General features: G+C 68.1%; 15 protein-coding genes. 4 read left to right on the top strand and 11 right to left on the bottom strand.

Annotation, left to right across the window (positions count from 1 at the left end; genetic code table 11):
• Positions 1-29 precede the first annotated feature (29 nt).
• The 8 genes from AAEM63_RS14335 to AAEM63_RS14300 form a co-directional block, all read right to left on the bottom strand.
• Positions 30-818 (bottom strand): hypothetical protein, encoded by a 789-nt coding sequence (locus tag AAEM63_RS14335; protein ID WP_341358924.1) that lies wholly within the window; start codon positions 816-818, stop codon positions 30-32.
• Between the two features lie 101 nt (positions 819-919).
• The gene (locus AAEM63_RS14330) at positions 920-1,501 is read right to left on the bottom strand and encodes a dihydrofolate reductase family protein (RefSeq protein WP_341358923.1); all 582 of its coding nucleotides are present in this window, start codon (positions 1,499-1,501) and stop codon (positions 920-922) included.
• Positions 1,502-1,639: 138 nt separating this feature from the next.
• Positions 1,640-2,110: a type II toxin-antitoxin system PemK/MazF family toxin gene (locus AAEM63_RS14325; protein WP_341358922.1), complete on the bottom strand. Its 471-nt coding sequence runs from the start codon at positions 2,108-2,110 to the stop codon at positions 1,640-1,642.
• Positions 2,097-2,327 carry a ribbon-helix-helix domain-containing protein gene (locus AAEM63_RS14320; RefSeq protein ID WP_341358921.1) on the bottom strand — a complete coding sequence of 77 codons (231 nt, stop codon included), beginning with the start codon at positions 2,325-2,327 and terminating at the stop codon, positions 2,097-2,099. The genes AAEM63_RS14325 and AAEM63_RS14320 overlap by 14 nt, the downstream gene beginning before the upstream one ends.
• Positions 2,328-2,384: 57 nt before the next feature.
• Positions 2,385-5,171 (bottom strand): hypothetical protein, encoded by a 2,787-nt coding sequence (locus AAEM63_RS14315; protein ID WP_341358920.1) that lies wholly within the window; start codon positions 5,169-5,171, stop codon positions 2,385-2,387.
• Positions 5,168-6,064, bottom strand: a complete 897-nt coding sequence (locus AAEM63_RS14310) for a carbohydrate ABC transporter permease (RefSeq protein ID WP_341358919.1) — start codon at positions 6,062-6,064, stop codon at positions 5,168-5,170. The genes AAEM63_RS14315 and AAEM63_RS14310 overlap by 4 nt, the downstream gene beginning before the upstream one ends.
• Entirely contained in the window at positions 6,061-6,912 is an 852-nt protein-coding gene (locus AAEM63_RS14305) for a sugar ABC transporter permease (protein WP_341358918.1), read from the bottom strand. Before AAEM63_RS14305 ends, AAEM63_RS14310 begins: the two co-directional genes overlap by 4 nt.
• 59 nt (positions 6,913-6,971) lie before the next feature.
• The gene (locus AAEM63_RS14300; RefSeq protein WP_341358917.1) at positions 6,972-8,300 is read right to left on the bottom strand and encodes an extracellular solute-binding protein; all 1,329 of its coding nucleotides are present in this window, start codon (positions 8,298-8,300) and stop codon (positions 6,972-6,974) included.
• Between the two features lie 291 nt (positions 8,301-8,591).
• Between AAEM63_RS14300 and AAEM63_RS14295 the strand changes: the two genes are divergently transcribed.
• Positions 8,592-11,102, top strand: a complete 2,511-nt coding sequence (locus tag AAEM63_RS14295) for a TIM-barrel domain-containing protein (protein WP_341358916.1) — start codon at positions 8,592-8,594, stop codon at positions 11,100-11,102.
• A gap of 1,272 nt (positions 11,103-12,374) precedes the next feature.
• The gene (locus tag AAEM63_RS14290; protein WP_341358915.1) at positions 12,375-14,849 is read left to right on the top strand and encodes a TIR domain-containing protein; all 2,475 of its coding nucleotides are present in this window, start codon (positions 12,375-12,377) and stop codon (positions 14,847-14,849) included.
• Positions 14,850-14,962: 113 nt separating this feature from the next.
• Here AAEM63_RS14290 and AAEM63_RS14285 read toward each other — a convergent pair whose 3' ends face one another.
• A complete protein-coding gene (locus tag AAEM63_RS14285) occupies positions 14,963-15,319 on the bottom strand; it encodes a hypothetical protein (protein ID WP_341358914.1) in 357 nt (118 codons plus the stop codon).
• Positions 15,320-15,412: 93 nt separating this feature from the next.
• On the opposite strand from AAEM63_RS14285, the gene AAEM63_RS14280 reads away from it, so the two are divergent.
• Entirely contained in the window at positions 15,413-16,033 is a 621-nt protein-coding gene (locus AAEM63_RS14280; RefSeq protein ID WP_341358913.1) for an ArsR family transcriptional regulator, read from the top strand.
• A 535-nt stretch (positions 16,034-16,568) separates the two neighbouring features.
• On the opposite strand, the gene AAEM63_RS14275 is transcribed toward AAEM63_RS14280, so the two are convergent.
• Both AAEM63_RS14275 and AAEM63_RS14270 read right to left on the bottom strand, forming a co-directional pair.
• Complete coding sequence (locus AAEM63_RS14275; protein ID WP_341358912.1) at positions 16,569-17,027, bottom strand: SRPBCC family protein; 459 nt, start codon at positions 17,025-17,027, stop codon at positions 16,569-16,571.
• Positions 17,028-17,185: 158 nt separating this feature from the next.
• Positions 17,186-17,851: a hypothetical protein gene (locus tag AAEM63_RS14270; RefSeq protein WP_341358911.1), complete on the bottom strand. Its 666-nt coding sequence runs from the start codon at positions 17,849-17,851 to the stop codon at positions 17,186-17,188.
• A 153-nt stretch (positions 17,852-18,004) separates the two neighbouring features.
• On the opposite strand from AAEM63_RS14270, the gene AAEM63_RS14265 reads away from it, so the two are divergent.
• Complete coding sequence (locus AAEM63_RS14265; RefSeq protein WP_341358910.1) at positions 18,005-18,541, top strand: GNAT family N-acetyltransferase; 537 nt, start codon at positions 18,005-18,007, stop codon at positions 18,539-18,541.
• Positions 18,542-18,590 lie beyond the last annotated feature (49 nt).

The following is an 18,590-nucleotide window of genomic DNA, read 5'->3' as shown; positions in this document are numbered from 1 at the left end:
GTCGTGGCCAGGCGATTGTCGTACGTGGTCTAGGGCCCGGGCGCGGGTGCCGCGTGGGCGCGTCGGGGCACGACGATCAGGGCGACGAGGAGTCCCCACAGCGTGACGCCGATCCCCCAGAGGAGGCTGCCCATGGCGCCGGCCCTGTCGGGATAGGCGAGCTCCGCCATGCCGATGTAGACCGCGGAGAGGCTGACGGCTACCCGGAGCAGCGGACGTCCGTCGTCCCAGACGGCCAGCGCGAGGGATCCGACCATCAGGGCGACGCCGACCGCACCCTGGACCGGCCAGTGCTCGATTCCCTGGGTGATGCTGCCGAGCACGCCGGCTCGTGACTGGGAGAACGCCGTCAACGCGTAGGGCAGCCACAGCGGGACCCCGAGCACCGCGACGGCCAGCATCGCCCAGGGCGCCGACGGTCGGCCGCCGGGGACGGCAGGAACCGGTCTGCCGACGAGCCGCCACAGGAGGAGCCCGGACACCGCGACGCCGGTCGCCAGGGCCAGAGGTCGCCAGTCGGTCCCGGCCACGGCGCTGACGAGGAGGGCCAGCCCGGAGATCGCCAGCTGTACGAAGGCCGGCCATGGGGCCTGCGGGTACAGGGCCACCCACACGTAGGCGCCGGCGAGGAAGAAGGTGAAGAGGGCCCCCCAGCTCGCTTCGAGCGGCACCTCCCACTCGAAGTCCTGGTTCACCCACCCGGGCAACGTCAACAGGTCGATCAGACCCATCAGGATGAAGGCCGCGATGAGAGCGAAGAGCGCGGCCACCACCCGAGCGAGGGACAGTCGCCGCCGAGCCTCTGTGCGGGCACTCAACACCGGCACCTCCATGGGTCAGCCAGTCGCAGGGCCAACCCTCGCCTGGGCAGCTCGGACCATAGCAATCAGACGCCCACCGCCGCGGTCACTCCGCCAATTCAGTGCCGCCGGCCCGAGGCAGCGCTTCGTACCGCGTGGCGCACGTAGATCACACCGTTGCGGAACCGGCGGTGGTCCAGGAGCTCGAGGTCGAGCCGGACGCCCCGGGGCAGTGCCGGCTTGCCGCCGCCCACGGTCACGGGGCACAGGAGCAGCACGCACTCGTCGACCAGCCCGTGGCGGAACGCCTCGGCTCCGATGGTCGCGCCGCCGATGCTCAGGTCCGCCTCGGAGGTGTCCTTGAGCTGTCGTACCGCGTCAGGGTCGAACTGCCGCTCGATCCTCGTCCGCCCCGTCGAGACCTCGGCGAGCGTCGAGGAGTAGACGACCTTGTCGGCGTCGCGCCAGATGCGTGCGTACTCGCGGACGACGGCCGGTTCGTCGGTCAGCCAGTCGTCGTCCTCCCAGACACGCATCGTCTCGTACATGCGGCGGCCGTAGAGCGACGTGCCGATGTGCCGCTCGTGCTCGTTCCAGAACGCGTGCACCTCCTCGTCCGGCACGGACCAGTCGAAGGAGCCGGTCTCGTCCTCGAGGTAGCCGTCGAGCGAGATGTTGGCTGCGTAGATCAGCTTGCCCATGGGTGCCTCCGGCTGGACGGGTTCTACAGAGTCCTCCGTAGCGACGACTCCGGCAAGAGCGTCGACGGTGAGGTCACGAGCACGCCGTCGCTAAGAGGACCCGGGGCAACGCCGATGGTGGGAAGCTCCGGCGCGCGGTCATGCCGCAAGCGGGCGGACGTCTCGGAGAAGGTTCCCCGGCGGTACGGCGTGCCGCGGACCCGGGACGGTCCCTCGCAGTGCGGCATGCCACGGCCTTCGCCGGATCCCAATCTGCAACGCGGTCCCTACAGCTGGAGGTGGAGGCGCAATGCGTCGTCTGCGCCATGATCTCGGCTGGGGCTCCCGAAGGACCGCGCCGAGCCGCTCGACCGCGATCCAACGGACCTGCTCGGCCTGGGCCTTGGCGTCCTGCCGGAGGCCGGTCGCGGCTGCGGGCAGGAATGTCTGGAACGGGAAGATCCGGTCCGTGTTGCTGGTGACCGGTACCACGGTGACCACTCCGCGGCCGAGGCGCGCCGCGATCGAGTTCGCCCGGTCGTTGCTCACGATCACAGCCGGACGGCGCTTGTTGGCCGCACTTCGGCGAGAGGGGTCCAGATCGACGAGCCGGATCTCACTGCGCAGCATCAGCGATCCCGTCGGCCGCGGTCCCTGTCCACGCCGCTTGGTCGCCTGAGGCTTCCCACTCCTGCCACGCGGCTTGGTAGTCCTGCTCAAGGTCGGGCAGGCGCAGCATCCGCACAGCATGGTGCAATGCGGCCGACCTCGAGGGCAGGCCGGCGGTACGGGCGTACTCGTCGAGGATTGCCACATCCTCGTCCGACAGGCTGACGCTGAGTTTCATACCGCAATGCTCCCGCGGTGCCACCGGAGCCACCCCAGGCGTTTCGGGGCATCGAGGTCAACGTGGCGACGACCGGGGCGCGGTGGGTGCCGCATCCGCGCCACCGAGAACGCGCTCCAGTGTCTCCAGCGAACCGCCGACGTCGAGCTCCAGCTCGGCGCCACCCCACCGCACAGTGGTGCGGTGGTCGCTGAACCCGAGGCGCACGGCGGGGTTGTCCAGGTGCGGCTCGGCCTCGGGGCGTCCGTCGACCAGGCCCTGCGGCACGCCGTCGACGAGGAACGCGGTGTCGAAGGTCAGCTCGAGCGACGGCGCGCCGTCGCGGTCCCACCGCACCCCCGGGTCGATGGTGCCGCGCGGGTGCCACGTGAGACGGCTCGCGGCGAGCCGCTCCACCCACCGGCGGAAGTCGCCGTCGACCGCCTTCCGCCCGACGACCACCACCCAGACGTCTCCGCCGCGGGCGGGGAGCCACTCCTGCCAGGCCGTCTCGCCCTCCTGGACCGGCCGCACCCCGCCCGGGGTGGCCACCGCGACGTAGCCGTCCCCGCGGCGCGCGGCGAACCAGTCGCCGATGTGCACGTGCTCGTCGGTCTGGACGAGCGGTAGCCACAGGTGCGTGGTGTGGATCGGATCCGTGGTCGTGAACCGCTGCACGTGGACGAGCGCCTGGCGGTGCTGGTGGACCCGGGGGAGCACACGGTGGCCTGCCCACGCGTTCGGCCGCGCGGACGAACCGGTGTCCGCGTTGGCCGGGTGGGTGACGAACACCTGGAGCTCACGTGCGAGCGTCGCCCCCCAGACGTGCTCCTGCAGGCCCGGCAGCCCGGCCCGGTAGTCCTGCACGCTGGAGAGCATGACGTCGGGCGTGCGCCAGACCTGCAGGTCCGAACGGTACGGCCGCTCGAGCAGGTCCCTCTCGTAACCGAGTGAGCCGCGGTACACCTGTCGGCCCCACCACTCCTCGGGCTGGTCGACGGCGAGGCGGCGCACGACGTCGGGGATCCGGTAGGACCGTGCCAGGGCGAGGGTGGTCACCGGGAGGACGGCGTCGTTGAGTGTGCCGACCCCGGTGGCCAGGCGCAGGATCGGTGACGTCTCCTCGAACCGCGAGCTCCGCAGTGTGTGGACGTACGAGCGGCCGTGCGCGGCGCCGTGGATGCCTCTCCAAGAGTTCGACGCCAGCGTGACGAGGGCCTTGTCCAGCAGCGTGCGGGCGGCCTCGGCCAGCCCGGTGTCCTCGGCGAGCTCGTGGAGCGCGCACAGGGCGTAGCTGTCGATCGCGAGGTAGGCGTTCGAGTCGAACTCGCTGAACCCGCCGCGCAGCTTCCGGGCCATCCACCCGGCCACGCGGGCGCGCGCCTCGGCGGCGTGCTCGGCCCCCGTGCGCCCGTCCACGTCGAACACCACCCGGGAGAACGTCTCACCGGCAAGGATCTCGGCCACGTGCCAGACGAGCTGGTGATTCTCCGTGAAGTAGCACATCGCGTCCAGGCCGGGCTGGGTGATCCAGTACTTCATCCCGGTGACGGCGGCGGCCACCTCGTCCCGGAGGCCGGCGGGCCAGCGGTCCTGCGGCACCCAGTGCCAGGCGAGCATGAGCGAGACGACCTCGAAGTCGGCGCAGTCGCCCCTGGTCCGGATGCGGTCGAGGGCCGTGGCGAGGTCCTCGGGACGAACCGTGGTGGCCGGGTCCAGGGCGTGTCGCGCGAGCAGCCCCGCGACGCCTCGCTCGCGAGGTTCCGCCCACGGTGCCTCCCGGGCGAACCCGGCGACGTGCTCGAGCGCCTCGCGGCGCCACTGCTCCGGGCCGCCCGCCGCGGTCTCGGTGCTCAGCGACGGCAGCATCGCCACATGCAGGCGCACGGTCTGCGGGCATCGGTCGTCGTCGAGCCGCACCTCCACGACGCTCTCGCCGCTCGAGAGCATCGACGCCCCCGCCGACAGGTCGACGTCGACGCCCTCGTCGGTCTCCTCGGGGGCGCTGCCGAGCCGGTACGTGACCACCCCGTCATCGTCGGCGAGCAGGTGCTGCCACGGCTGGCCCTCCCCGACCCGGACCCGCAGGGCGACGCCGGGCGGGGCCTGCAGGGTGGCGGTGGCGGACTCCAGGGCCCAGGAGCGGGACGCCACCCGGGAGAGCAGGGTCTCGGCGAGCCGGTTGGCCGTCTCGTCGGCGCCGGGCGAGGGAATCACGACCCGGACCGGCAGCCCCTGCACCCGCAGGCGGGCGACGTGCCGGCACTCGCGGAAGGCGACCTGCCAGGTGGCCAGGTGGACCGTCGTCGTCCGGGACGGGATGCGCACCCGGACGGTGTGCACCTCCGGCTCCATGTAGGAGACGGTGGCACCGCGGAGGACGACCTCGCCGTCCAGCCAGAGCACGAACGGCCCGGTCGTGTGGAGCTCGAGCATGCGCCACTCGGCCTGGTCGACCTCCAGGACCGTGGTGGCCACGGAGTAGCGGTACTCCGGGGTGAAGCAGAACGCCGACCAGTCCAGCAGCCCGTCACCACCCGTGCGCACCCGCCGCCAGGTGGCCTCGTAGGTGCGGCCGTCGGCGGTCCAGGCAACGGGTCCGCCCTCCAGGGGTGCGGCCAGCGGCTGGTCGGTGGTGATCGGGTGCGCCGCGGCGAGCCGCTCCTTCAGTGGTGCGACGTCGGGCCCGTTCGTGAGCACCCAGCGCCCGTCCGGACCCCAGGGGTCGCCGTCGGCAGCCAAGAAGTCGTCGAGGTCCGTGCACGGGGCGGCCCAGGCGGGGGAGACCAGCCAGTCGCGGACGGTGCCGTCGGCGTCGACGGTGTGCGTCGTGCGGCCGGTCGGGGCGGCGGGCTCGCTGGTCACTTGATGCCGGTGTTGGCGATGCCCGTCGCGATCTGCTTCTGGAAGAACAGAAACAGCACGATGACCGGCACGATCGAGACGACGCTCATGGCCAGGATGAGGTTGAACGGCACCGTCTCCTGGGCGTTGAACCGCGCCAGCGCCACGGGGAGCGTGTAGACGCTCTCGCTCTGGGCGACGACGAGCGGCCACAGGAAGTCGTTCCACCGCCACATCACCGAGAAGATGGCGACGACGGCCAGCGCCGGCCGGCACAGGGGCAGCACGATCCGCAGGAACGTCCGGAACTCGCCGGAGCCGTCGACGCGGGCGGCCTCGATGAGCTCGTCAGGGATCGTGAGCATGTACTGGCGCAGGAGGAACACCCCGGTCGGGGTGGCCGCCGCGGGGATGATGAGGCCCCACAGGGTGTTGACCATCCCGAACGAGGCGACCACCTGGTAGACGGGGATGAGGATGACCTGCAGTGGGATCATGATCGTCGCCAGCGTCAGCAGGAACAACGCGTTCTTGCCGCGGAAGTTGTACTTCGCCAGTGCGTAGGCGGCCATGGAGTTGATGACGAGCGTCAGCACGGTGGCCCCGACGGTGACGAGCACGCTGTTGCGCACGTACGTCGTGAAGTCGAACCGGGTGAGTGCGTCGGTGTAGTTCGTGAGGGCGAACGAGTCGGGCAGGAGCGCGGGCGGGCGCGCGGCCAGCTCCGTGGGCGTCTTGAACGCCCCGAGGATCGTCCACACGATCGGGATGAGGGCGAGCAGCGCCAAGGTGATGAGGATGGTCACCCGCAGGGCGTCGGTGGCGGTGACCCGCTTGCCGGAGCTCGTCGACGTCCAGGTGCGGCGGGGCTCGGTGGTGGGCGGGGCGATGGTGGTGGTGGGCTGCGTGGTCATGCTGCCTCTCTCCGGCGCCCGATGAGCCAGTTGACGAGGGTCAGGCTGAAGACGGCGCAGAACAGCAGCACGCTGCCGGCCGCCGCGACCCCGTACCGGATCGGCGAGACGAACCCGTTCTCGTAGATGTACTGGACCATGAGCGTCGTCCCGCCGACCGGCCCGCCGCCGGTGAGGGTGAAGATGTAGTCGAACGCCTGGAAGCCGTGGATGGTCGCCAGGATGATGACGACGAGGATGCTCGACTGGAGCAGCGGCAGGGTGATGTGGACGAACTGGCCCCACCGGGAGGCGCCGTCCATGCGGGCCGCCTCGTAGAGGGAGGGGTCGATGCTCTGAAGTCCGGCGAGCAGGATCAGCATGTAGAACCCGACCTGCATCCACACGCCGACGCCGATCACGGCGACCATCGCGAGGGTGTCCTCCACGAGCCAGGGGATCTCCCCGACCCCGAACCGGCCGAGGAAGGTGTTCACCAGCCCGCCTTGTCGCTCGAGCATCCAGCTCCACACGAGGCCGACGACGACCGGCGAGATGAGCACGGGGATGAAGAACGCCGCCCGGAAGAACGCCCGGCCTCTGCCCTGCTGGTCGATGAGCACGGCTAGCGCGACGCCGAGGACGGCAGACAGCGTGACGAAGGCGATCGCGTAGATGACCGTGTTGGTGACGACGCCCCAGAACTCGCTGTCGCGGAGGATCCGCTCGTAGTTCCCGGTCCCGACGTAGCGGAAGGTGCGCCCGTTGGAGGAGGTGAAGCGAGAGATGTTGATGCCGTTGATCGCCGGCCAGATCACGAAGACACCGAAGATCAGCATGTTCGGGAGCAGGAACAGGTACGGGGACATGCGCAGCCCCAGCGGTTTCGACCGCCGTCGCCGGGGCCGCGCCTGCACGGCTGCGGAGGTCAAGAGCTGAGCTCCTCGACCAGACTCTCCGTGGTGGCCTGGAGGTCGGTGAGCGCCGTCGGGAGGTCCTTGCCGCCCGTGACCACCTGGGAGATCTCCTCGACGAGGGCGGTGGCGGCGCCCGCGAAGGCGGGGTCGGCGTTGGCGGCGTAGCCGAGCTCCGGGGTGCGCTCGAGGTCCTGGAGGAAGACGTCCATGTCCTCCTGGCGGTCCGGGTAGGTGACACCGGACTCGGCGAGGTCGGCCCTCGTGGGGAGGAACATGCTGCCGGAGACGAACGTCTCCTGGTTCTCGGTGGTGTTCATGAACCGGATGAACTCGGCAGCGAGGGCGGGGTTGGGCCCCTCGGTCAGCGCGGCCATGTACTTGCCGCCGGGGAACCCGCCGCACTCCTCGGCGCAGGGGTTGGGGGCGGCCGCCCACTCGAACTCGGCGTTCTGCGCGAACTGAGCCACCTGCCAGTTGCCCGAGAGGTACACCGGCGTCTCCTGGGCCAGGAAGATCTCGTTGGCGCCCTCGTACCGGGTGCCGGTCCCGATCCAGAAGTCGCGCGGCATGACGTCCTCGGCCATGAGCCCCACGATCGGTGTCAGGGCCTCCTCGGCCTTCTCGACGTCGAGTGCGACCTCGCCATCGGCGACCAGCGCGGTGCCGTACTGGCTGAGGATGGTCGAGACGCGGTGGCCGGACTTGTCCATCGCGAAGGCGTAGGGGGTGCCGGCGGATTCCTGGACCTGGCGGGCGGCCTCGGTCATCTCCTCCCACGTCCACGGGTCCGCCGGGTCGGGAAGCTCGACGCCGGCCTCCTCGAACATCGCGGTGTTGACGAAGGGACCGTTCAGGGTGGCGTCCGAGGGGACGGCGAGCAGCTCGCCGTTGTCGCCGAGGGCGCCCCGGACGGGGCCCTCCTGGAACTCATCCGCGTAGTCCTCGCCGAGGTACTGCCTCAGGTCGAGGAGGTCGGGCCGGAAGTCGGTGAGACCGGTGAGCCGGACGACGTCGGGCGGGTTGCCGCCGGAGAGGCGCGCCTGCACCGAGGTCACCAGGTCGGCGTAGGGGAGGACCTCGAGCTCGACCGTCACGTCGTACTCCTCCTCGAACTCGGCGATGAGGTCGCGGGTGACCTGCTCGTCCGGACCGTCGGTGAAGTAGACGTAGTTGAGGGTCTCGCCGGCGAACTCCGCCGGGTCGACGCTTTCGACCTCGGGGGCCTCGGTTCCGGCCTCGCCGTCGCTGCCCTCGCCCTCGACCTCCCCGGGCGCACAGGCCGCGAAGAGGGCGGTCGCGCCGGCCAGGGCCAGCAGTTTGGTGACTCGTGTCGTCCGCACGGGATCCTCCTTGAACTCGTGGCGCTCGGAGCGCGCGTGCGCCTCGTCGTCGAGGCACATGACCGAGCATGCCCCGGTTAGGGCGGGATGGCACTCCGTGGGCGGTGAACAATTCATAACAAATCGGGCACACGCAGATCGGGGAGAGCAGGCTTCGACGGTGCCTCGAACGTCACGAACGGCAGCTCCGGCACAGCGAGGGAAATGCGAGGGAGCCATTGCCACCGGCCTGCAGGCATGGGTGAATCGGTGGCGCAGCCGTCCGGCAGCGGACGGGAGAACCGCTGAGAGGTGAGCACCGTGCGTCTGTGCAGAAGAGTCGAGCGGGTCGAGCGGTCAGGCGACTGGATCTCCGTCCGGACGGACGGCGTCGAGATCAGGATCCTCCTGATGACCGACGACATCGTCCGGGTCCGGGCCGGGTTCGATCCGGGCTTCACGGAGGAGTCGTACACCCTGGTGACGACCGCTTGGCCGGACCGGCTGGACGCGTTCATGGGCGACGAGCGCACGCGGATCGGCGCGGCGGCGGTGGAGCTGGCCGACGGCCCGGCCAAGGCCGTGGTGACGGGGCGCAAGCTCCGGATCGAGGTCGAGAAGGACCCGTTCCGAATCTGCGTCTACGACGTCGAGGGCACGCTCCTGCACGCGGACGTCGTCGACATCGGCTACCTGGAGGACTCCAACCGACGGCGCATCCACTCGAGCGAGATCGCGCGTGACGACCGCTTCTACGGCTTCGGCGAGACCACAGGTCCGCTCAACAAGTACCAGAAGCTCGTGACGATGAGTCCCAAGGACGCCATGGGGTACGACCCCAGGGAGTCCGACCCGCTGTACAAGCACATCCCGTTCTACATCAAGTTCGGCGCCGGCACCCGGAAGGCCGTCGGGTACTTCTACCACAACACGTACGACTGCGATTTCGACATGGGCCGCGAGAGGAGCAACTACTGGGCCCCGCACAGCCGGTACCGCACCGACGGCGGCGACATCGACCTCTTCCTGATCGCCGGTCCGGCGATCAGGGACGTCGTCCAGCGCTACACCATGTTGACGGGCAGGTCAGCCATGCTGCCGAAATCGGCGCTCGGGTACCTCGGCTCTTCCATGTACTACTCCGAGCTCCCGGCCGACTGCGACAAGGCGATCCTCGAGTTCGTCGAGATCGCGGAGAGGAACGAGATCCCCATCGACGGGTTCCAGCTGTCGTCGGGGTACACCCAGCAGGAGACCGCCGCGGGGATGAAGCGCTGTGTCTTCACCTGGAACGACGATCGCTTTCCCGACCCGTCCGGGTTCTTCTCCGCCATGTCCGCGCGCGGCATCACCGTCTCCCCGAACGTCAAACCGGGTGTCCTCACCGTCCACCCCGACCTCGACGACATGAAGGATGACGGCATCTTCGTCAGAGCCAGCGACGCGGACGTCGCGGCCCTCGGCACGTGGTGGGGCGGCAAGGGGCACTTCGTCGACTTCACCGACCCGCAGGCGCGGGACAGCTGGAAGAAGCGGCTCACGCGCACGGTGCTCGAGCGGGGAACCACCTCGGTGTGGAACGACAACTGCGAGTACGACGGGCTGGTCGACAAGGACGCCCGCTGCGCGTTCGACGGAGGCGGGGGCACGATCGGCCGGCTCAAGGCGGTGATGCCGAACCTCATGTGCCACGTCACTCAGGAGGCGATCGCGGAGTCTGCCCCGGACGCCCGTCCGTACCTCGTCTGCCGGTCCGGGCACGCCGGGATCCAGCGGTACGCGCAGACCTGGGCCGGTGACAACAGCACCTCCTGGGACTCGCTGGCGTACAACATCGCGACGATGCTGGGGATGAGCCTGTCCGGGGTCGCCAACCAGGGCGCCGACATCGGTGGCTTCTTCGGGCCGGCCCCGGAGCCCGAGCTCCTGGTGAGGTGGGTCCAGAACGGTGTCTTCCAGCCCCGGTTCTCCATCCATTCGGTCAACACCGACAACACCGTCACCGAGCCGTGGATGTACGACGAGGTCACCCACCACGTACGGGACGCGATCCGGCTCCGCTACCGCCTCTTCCCGTACCTGTACTCCCTCATGGCGAGGGCGCACGAGGCCGGCCTCCCGATCGCGGAACCTATGTGCAGCGCCTTCCAGGACGATCCGAGGTGCGACGAGGAGGGCGTCGACTTCATGCTGGGGGACGCGCTTCTGGTGGCGAACGTGGTGACGCCCGGTTCCTCGACACGGCAGGTCTACCTCCCGGAGGGCGAGCACTTCTACGACTTCAGCACGCGTGAGCCGTACACCGGCGGGCAGACGATCGAGGTCCCGGTCGATCTGGGCACCGTTCCGGTCTTCCTCCGTGGCGGCGGAATCGTGCCGATGGCACTGAACCAGATGCACAACCTCGCGCGGGAGAACGTCACGGGTCTTCACCTCGTCTGTGCTCCCGATCGCGACGGCCATTTCGTGCTCCACGAGGACGACGGCGTGAGCCGTGCGTACGAGCACGGCGCCTTCCTCCGTACCGAGATCACGATGACGGCGGGAGAGCGCGCGGTCCTCGGCTTCACCCACCAGGGGGACTACGAGAGCACGATCGAAGAGCTGCTGGTGGACGTGGTCTACCCGGGGAAGGCACCGTTCTGGGTCTCGGTGGACGACTCCCGCCTTCCGCATCACCTGGACCGGGCGCGTTTCGACGAGGCGACGACAGGGTGGCACTACTCCCCGTCGCTCAGGTCGGTGCTGGTGAGGCTTCCGTACCCCAGGCGTGACTTCCGCATCACCATCTCCTTCGAGCAGTTCGACATGATCGGCATGTGACGGCTACCCGCCAGCATCGCCCCGGCGTTGCAGCGATCCCCGGCCCTGGGCATCGACCACGGTTGCTGAATGGCTGTCGTTGCGGGCGCGCAGCTGGACATCGACAGCGGCGGCGACTCGATCTCCTGGGGTGGCGCGGAGGCCAGCATCGGCTCTCGATATCGTGGAGGTTGACCTCAGCTATATGAGGACCGCGACGCTGCTCCCGGCTCCCGGCTCCCGGCTCCCGGCTCCCGGCTCCCGGCTCCCGGCTCCCGGCTCCCGGCTCCCGGCTCCCGGCTCCCGGCTCCCGGCTCCCGGCTCCCGGCTCCCGGCTCCCGGCTCCGGTCTGCCGGCCAGGCCGCCTGCTCTCCACGCTGTTGCTCACCGGCGATGAGCTGAGCATCACCGATCTGGCTAAGAAGCCGGCTTCGCCTACCGACTGCGCACAGCGAGGTCGGGCGCCTGATCGAGGCCGACATCCTGAGCGAGCGGCAGGTGAACCCGACGATCCTCACCCCCGAGGAGTTCGGCGCGCTCTGCCTTTCCTGGACAACGTGCGCAGCGGCCCGGCGGTCGCGGCGATCGGGGAGCTGTCATGGCGCTGACCCCGCCGCTGCTCGCCCGGGCGCTCATCGAGGCCGCGTCGCTAGGGTCGCGCAATGCGCCCCGCGGTCCGCAAACAGCCCGCAGAAGTCCGGCGGAGGCCGATGACGACCAACCAGACCCAACGGTCCGAAAGTAGCGTTTGCGCAGGTCAGAGCATGTTTGCCGGGGTCTACCGACGATGACCATAACCACCCGAAAACGGCCGATATCGTTCCACTTCCACGTCTGACATCGCGTGCTGTCCACTTCAAGGGGGAGTGTAGGCGCTCCCCGTTCGTACAGAGTTCGCAAGAAACTTAACGCGATGGGCTCGATCTGGTCGTTCGGAGGGCCAATCTCCAGACCCCGTGCAACCAGTTGATCATCCGCCCGTGACGCGGCTCCGTGGCGGTGGAATGACGCTGCTTGGCTATCGCCGACGGGATGGTCGTCCCTGACCTTCCGGCGTTCATGATGACGGCCCGCCGGAGTGAACCATCCAAATCACGGTGTCTCCCAGTGGGGCTACGTAGCTTGCCCAATCTGCGATGGTTCATCGTGCGCGTCGGCCCGTCGGCCTCCTGGTCGAGCGTGACCGGCAATTGGCCCTGACGGCGTGGGGCGAACTCAAAGGCACTTAAGAGCTGGCCGCACGGGCACGAGACATATAGGGTTCGCACATCGGTCCGAAGACGAAAGCTGCGCATGGCCAAACGATTCTTCATCTCTCACGCAGGTCCAGATAAGCCTCTAGCCATCGAGCTCAAGAGCTTGCTGGACGGTGACGCATGGGTCGATCTCTTCGAGATCGAACTTGGCCAGATCCTCTGGCACGAGATCAGCGATGGGATCGAGGAAGCGACCGACTTCGTACTCCTGTGGTCTGCTGCATCGGCCCAGTCGAGGTGGGTGGAGTACGAGATCACGCTGGCGTTCACCCGATGGTTGGAGGACCGGGCGATTGCTCTGCGCATTATCTGCCTAGATGACACCTCCGTTCCCTTTCGCCTTCGCCCGTTTTTGCAGGCACGCGACGCGAAGTCAGCTCCGCAGATCGCCGATGCACTGCGTCGCAATGAGCCCGCTCCCGTGCCACGCAGGCGGTTCTTCAACCGCAACGAGGAAATCGGGACGATCGAGGAACATCTCTACTCGTCAACGACCGCCGCCGTGTGGGTCTGCGGTGTGCCAGGGAGTGGCAAGCGCTCGCTTGCGCGCGAGGCTTTGCACCGCATCACGACGGGAACCGGCACGGTGGCGACTATCCGCGTGACCGAAGGCGTGGCCGAGCCGGAGCTCAACCTTCTCGTTGCCGGAGAACTACGGCTTGATCCCGCCGAGGCCGGGGCGTCACTCGCGGACATCACTGCCCACACGAGTCAGATGATGCGTGAGTTCACTGCTGCGGGAGGAGTGTTCGTCTTCCAAGACGCTGAGCACTGGCTGGCCGAGAACGGGACCCTTGGCCGTCTTGCAGAACAGGTCATCTCCGCCGTGACAGAAGCGCAGCAGAACACCGATCGGCTGCTCATCTTCACCTCCAGGCGACGGCCGCGCATCGACTCGTCACTCGCAGAAGCGATCCAGAGCTTCTACCTTCCCGGGCTCCAACCGAAGCACGCCATTCCGTTACTAAGGTCGCATGGCGCCGACGCAACGGATGACGAGCTTCGGGAGGTGGCAGCAGAACTTGATGGTCACCCCCTGGCTCTTGAGGTGGTCGCTCCCCAACTTCCTCTGACTATAGCGTCATTGCTTGACAAGCGTCACGAAATCGCGACGGATCTCATCGACCCGGCACGCATTCAGGACAACACCTGGCGAATGCTGGAAGTCCTCTCATTGGTGGACGGTCCCCTGAGCGGGCACGATCTCGCGGAGGCGCTTGGCCTCGCAGCGGACCAATACACGAGTGCCGTTGACGAAGCAACGAGCTATGCGCTGGTCCGACTGGGGTCGTCGGGGACACTCACTCTTCATCCACTGCTGCGCGACTACTACTTGCGCTCATTCCGCAAGCGTCCCGACTACGCAGCACAGACGAGTGCGCTTGCGGACCTCCTATTGACTCGTCTGCGCTCACTTGCCGACACCGACGACGGCTATGTCCCTGCGTTGTTGTCCACTGTAAAGGTGCTCGGACTCTCGGGTCGCCTGAACGAAGCTCGTGAGCTACGGCAAGGCCTGATTGGAACTCTTTACGAGACGGGCCTGGAGCTCTTCCAGGAACGTCGCTACGAACTCGCCCTAGAGCATCTAGATGAGGCACTGACCGGGGACGACGAGGTAGACCTCCCCGCCAACCGTGTGCGCATGAAGACTCTGGCGAACTTGAAGCGCATGCCCGAGGCGCGGGAGCTGGGCGACAGGCTCGTGCGGCACTACCCCGAGGATGCGGGGGTTCTGCGAGACCGAGGACGAGTCGAACAGATCGACCGCAAGTGGTCCGATGCGATTTCTTGGTACGAGAAGGCGTTGCCCTTTAGACGGCACAAGGCGCAGCTGTATGCCGACATTGCTCAAGCCAGGGTCCGTTTGCAGGACTGGCCGGGCGCGGCCGCAGCTGCGAAGACTGCCATCGACATGGGTGGCGATACGCCGTACGCGCTCTCAACCTACTCGCAGGCACTAGAAGCTCAGAGGCTTCTGCCCGAGGCCAAGGAAGTCATGAGTCGTGCGGTAGCTCGCGAACCTAAGAATGCGCGTTACCGCTACCGGTTGGGGCGCATCGCGCTACAACTCAACGACCGGCAAACCGCCATGCAGGAGTTTCAGCGGACCATTGAACTTGATCCACAGTTCGTGGAGGCTCCGCTGTCGCTGGCAAGCATCCAGATCGATGAAGGGCTCATCGCCGAGGCTAAAGCGACCCTCGCAGGTGTCGAGGAGTCGCCTGCAGCGCCGGCTGGCGTGCTCAACAACGTGAAGGCCAAACTTGCGCTCGCCGAGGGCGACCTTGCGACTGCGCAGACGTCGGCAGAGGCGGCGTTGCGCGAGCAGCGGGACGCGCAGAACCTCACCGTGTGCATTCGCGTCGCCATTGCCCGAGGCGAAGCACGAGATTTGTCAGTCGGCCAGGTTTGCGCTCAGGTGAAGCTTTGGGCAAAGGAGCTAGATGCTTTAGGTGAGCTTGCGTCGATCGTCGATTTGTGGAGGCGCTTTCCCAGGTACTTCGACTAGGCGTTCAGAGACGATCGGACCCGGCAATGAGAACCTCGAGGGTTCGCAGCGGATCAGCGTCTCGGTGCATCGATTGTGTTGCGCCTGGTAGTTCGGTCACGTGAGGGAGTAGGTCAGGTATGGCGTATGAGGATTTCCGAGAGAAGTTCGAGAACACTCGGAATCAGTACAACATCCTGGCGCTCGTGGGCAACGGGCTCGACATGCAGGCGCTGTCTAGTCTTGGCGCGGTGACCGATACGCGATATGAGTCTTTCTATCAGTTGTGCGAGCGAGGTGCCGATGTGCCGTTCGTGCTCGTTCCAGAACGTGTGCACCTCCTCTTCGGGCACGGACCAGTCGAAGGAGCCGGCCTCGGCCTCGAGGTAGCCGTCGAGCGAGGTGTTGGCGGCGTAGATCAGCTTGCCCATGAATGCCGCCGGTCGAACGAGGTCTCCCGGGTCCAGGGTCACGGCGACGCGGGCAAGCATCGGCGGGTGAGTGCAGGCGGCCCACGGCCGGAAGCCACGTAGGCGCCGGTGGCGCGCAACGATGCGCGATCTAGCGGTGACCGGAACGCGGCGTTGGCTGTCGACATCGTGGAGGTTGACCTCAGTTATATGAGAACCGAGGCGCCGCTCCTGGCTCCGATCTTCCGGTCGGACGGCCAGGCGCGCCTGCTCTCGACGCTGCTGCTCACCGGCGACGAGCTGAGCATCACCGATCTCGCCAAAGAAGCCGCTCTGGCGTACCCGACCGCGCACCGCGAGGTCGCGCGGCTGCTGGGGGCGGGCATCCTGAGCGAGCGGCAGGTGGGCCGCACGAGGCTGCTCCGCGCCAACGACGCGAGCCCGCTGGTGAACCCCCTTCGCGAGATCCTCATGGTCGCGACCGGACCGGTGGTGGTCCTGGCCGAGGAGCTCGCCCACATCGACCGGATCGAGTCGGCGTTCCTCTACGGCTCCTTCGCGGCCCGGATGCTGGGGGATGCCGGCCCGGCACCGCACGACATCGACGTCATGGTGGTCGGTGAGCCCGACATCGACGCCGTCGACGAGGCGTGCACCCGGGCGGAGGCCGCGGTGCACCGACCCGTGAACCCGACGATCCTCACCACCGAGGAGTTCGGCGAGCGCTCCGCCTTCCTGGACAACGTCCGCAGCGGCCCGGCGGTCGCGGTGATCGGGGAGGTGCCGTGGCGCTGACCCCGCTCACCCGCGTCCACAGGCGACGGTCGTCGCCCTGGTGGAGGCACGCCTCGACGTCGTGCTTGCGCACCTCGCCGGGCAACCTCGTTCCTCGGCACAGAGAAGGCCGAGCAGGTCGCCCGGACGCTCTACGAAGCGGCCGTCGCCAGGGCCGCACCGTGAGCCCAGCGGTCCGCAAACAGTCCGCAAGAAGTCCGGCGGAGGCCGATGACGACCAACCAGACCCAACGGTCCGATAGTCGCGTCAGTGCAGGTCAGAGCGCATTTTCGACGTCTACCGACGACGATCGCGACCTGCCAATATCGGGCGATTTCGTTCCGCTTCAACGTGTGAATCGTGGCGTGCCTCCGGCCGGACGGGGGTGACGAAGAAGCCTCACGTAGCGACGACAGGGCAAGAGCCTCAACGGAGAGGTCGTCACGCGGGGCCGTCATTGAGAGAAGCTCGGGACAGACGCCGATGGTGCGAAACTCGGCGCGGTCCCGCCGCGCGGCGCGACCTGTCGCGCGCTACGCCCAGGAGCGTTCGCGGTTACCGGCCCTCGGCCAGGGCCGCGAGTCGGTTCAGGGAGTTCTGAAGCTTCTCTGCCGTGGTTGCCCGCGCGCGAGAGACCCGGCTGTCATCGGTCAGCTGCGTCCAGTCGTAGGTGTGGGTAACCCGCGTACGCGACGAGTCGATCGGCTCGAGCTCCCATCGCCACAGGTGGCCCGGCGGCTCATGACCCGGCTCCGCGGGTCGCCACGCGATGCGGAGACCCTCGTCGAACTCCACCACGTGGTTCTCACGGACCTGTCCTCCGGTGAGCGTCATGGTGAAGACATCGCCCACGGCGCGGACTCGTTGACCTGTAGGCGCCTCGGACAGGTTGTCGTTGCCGTCCCAGCGAGGCTGCTGCGACGGGTCGGCGATGAGCTCGAAGATCTGGCCGGCACTGGCCGAGATGTCACGGCTGGCACTGGCGACGCGCAGCTCCCTGTCCTGACTGGTCATCGCCCCATCGAAGCACAGGGGTCACGGCACCGACCGCCGACCGCGTATCGCCTTGAACGCACTCGCCGATGTGCGCGTGTTCGGCTGCGAGGACCGGCGAACTCGGGCTTGCACGGTTCCACGCGACTGCTTCTGGACCGTTTGGACGAGCACTGTGGTCAGAGGGGGGACCGCCTCGCCCGGAGAGGGACGTCGTCGAGCCAGGCACTGATGGCCTGCTCGTCGACGGTGCTGATCGCGTGCCCGGTGGGCAGAACGGCGCGGGTCACGAGCGCGCCGGCGCTCACCAACCGGTCAGCGAGAAGCTGCCCGTCGCCAGGCAGACGCCGGTCATCGTGGGCGCCGTCCAGGATCAGGACCGGTATCGGTGTCCGTACACGGACCGGCTGCTCGGGGAAGGGTGTGAGTGGACGGAGGAGGACGGCGGCCTCGAAGAGGTCGGGGTAGGCCTCGATGAGTGTTGCCGCCATGATCGCACCGTTCGAGTTGCCCAGGACGACGGATCGTCGGGGTAGGTGCATCGTTGTCGACGCGTGGTTGATCAGCGCCGCCAAGGGTTCTGCACGGGCTCGCAGGTCGTCGTCGTCGAGGCTGCGGTCCGGGTGCCGGCGGAAGTGTGCGTATCCGCCTGGCGTCCTGACGGTTCCGCGGGGGGCGATCTTCGCTGCCCCTGGGACGAGACGGTCTGCGATGGGCAGCAGATCGGTCTCTCTTCCGTCAGTACCGTGCAGCAGCACCCAGGTCTCGGCCGAGGCGATGACACCGGGCACGCAGGCGAAGATGTTCCCTGCGGGATCGGTCATCGAGGTGACGGAGGACGGCACCTGCCGATCATGCCGCACCGCGGGTTCGAGACCCCGACGCGCCGGGGAGCGGGCGGCGATCCCGCAGCGGGGTCCCCCTGCGGTACGGCGCGGCGGCGGTCCGGGACGGTCCCTCGCAGTGCCACGACCTTCGCCGGTGAGAGGGTTGTTGTCATGGCAGGCGGAGCGACCCCGGACCGCGCGGCGGTGCTCGAGACGGATCGCCTGCTGCTCCGACCCTGGCGGGTGGCCGAGGCCGGCGTCCAGCGTGAGATGTGGAGCGAACGCGACCCACGAGTGCCGCCGCACCGCCGGATCGACGCCGATGGCCGCCCCTCGATCGCCGACCTCGAGGAGTCGATCCGCACGCACGCGACATCGTCGATCGGCCTGCTGGCGGTCGAGCGGAAGGTCTCTCGTGACGTCATCGGCTACTGCGGGCTGATCGACAGCGGACGCGGACCAGCGGGTGAGCCGGAGCTGGCGTTCGAGCTGCTCCGCCGGTTCTGGGGCCAGGGATACGCGACCGAGGCCGCGTCGGCGGTTCTGGACTGGGCGAGATCGTCCGGGTATCGACGTCTGTGGGCCACGGTCTGGGACTGGAACACCGCTTCTCGCCGGGTGCTGGCCAAGGTCGGGTTCGTCGAGACCAGGCGGAAGGACGTCGACGCGGTGTACGGGACAACGCTCATCGCCACGAGACGGCTCTGAGACAGCCGAGGCTCGGCCTCAGGGCGAGGGCCCCGACCCCGAGCAGCGA

Origin of the sequence: Georgenia sp. M64 (assembly GCF_038049925.1) — a bacterium.
GTDB lineage: Bacteria > Actinomycetota > Actinomycetes > Actinomycetales > Actinomycetaceae > Georgenia.
Note: the sequence above shows the minus strand (reverse complement) of the source record. Positions and strands in the feature narration are given on the sequence as shown.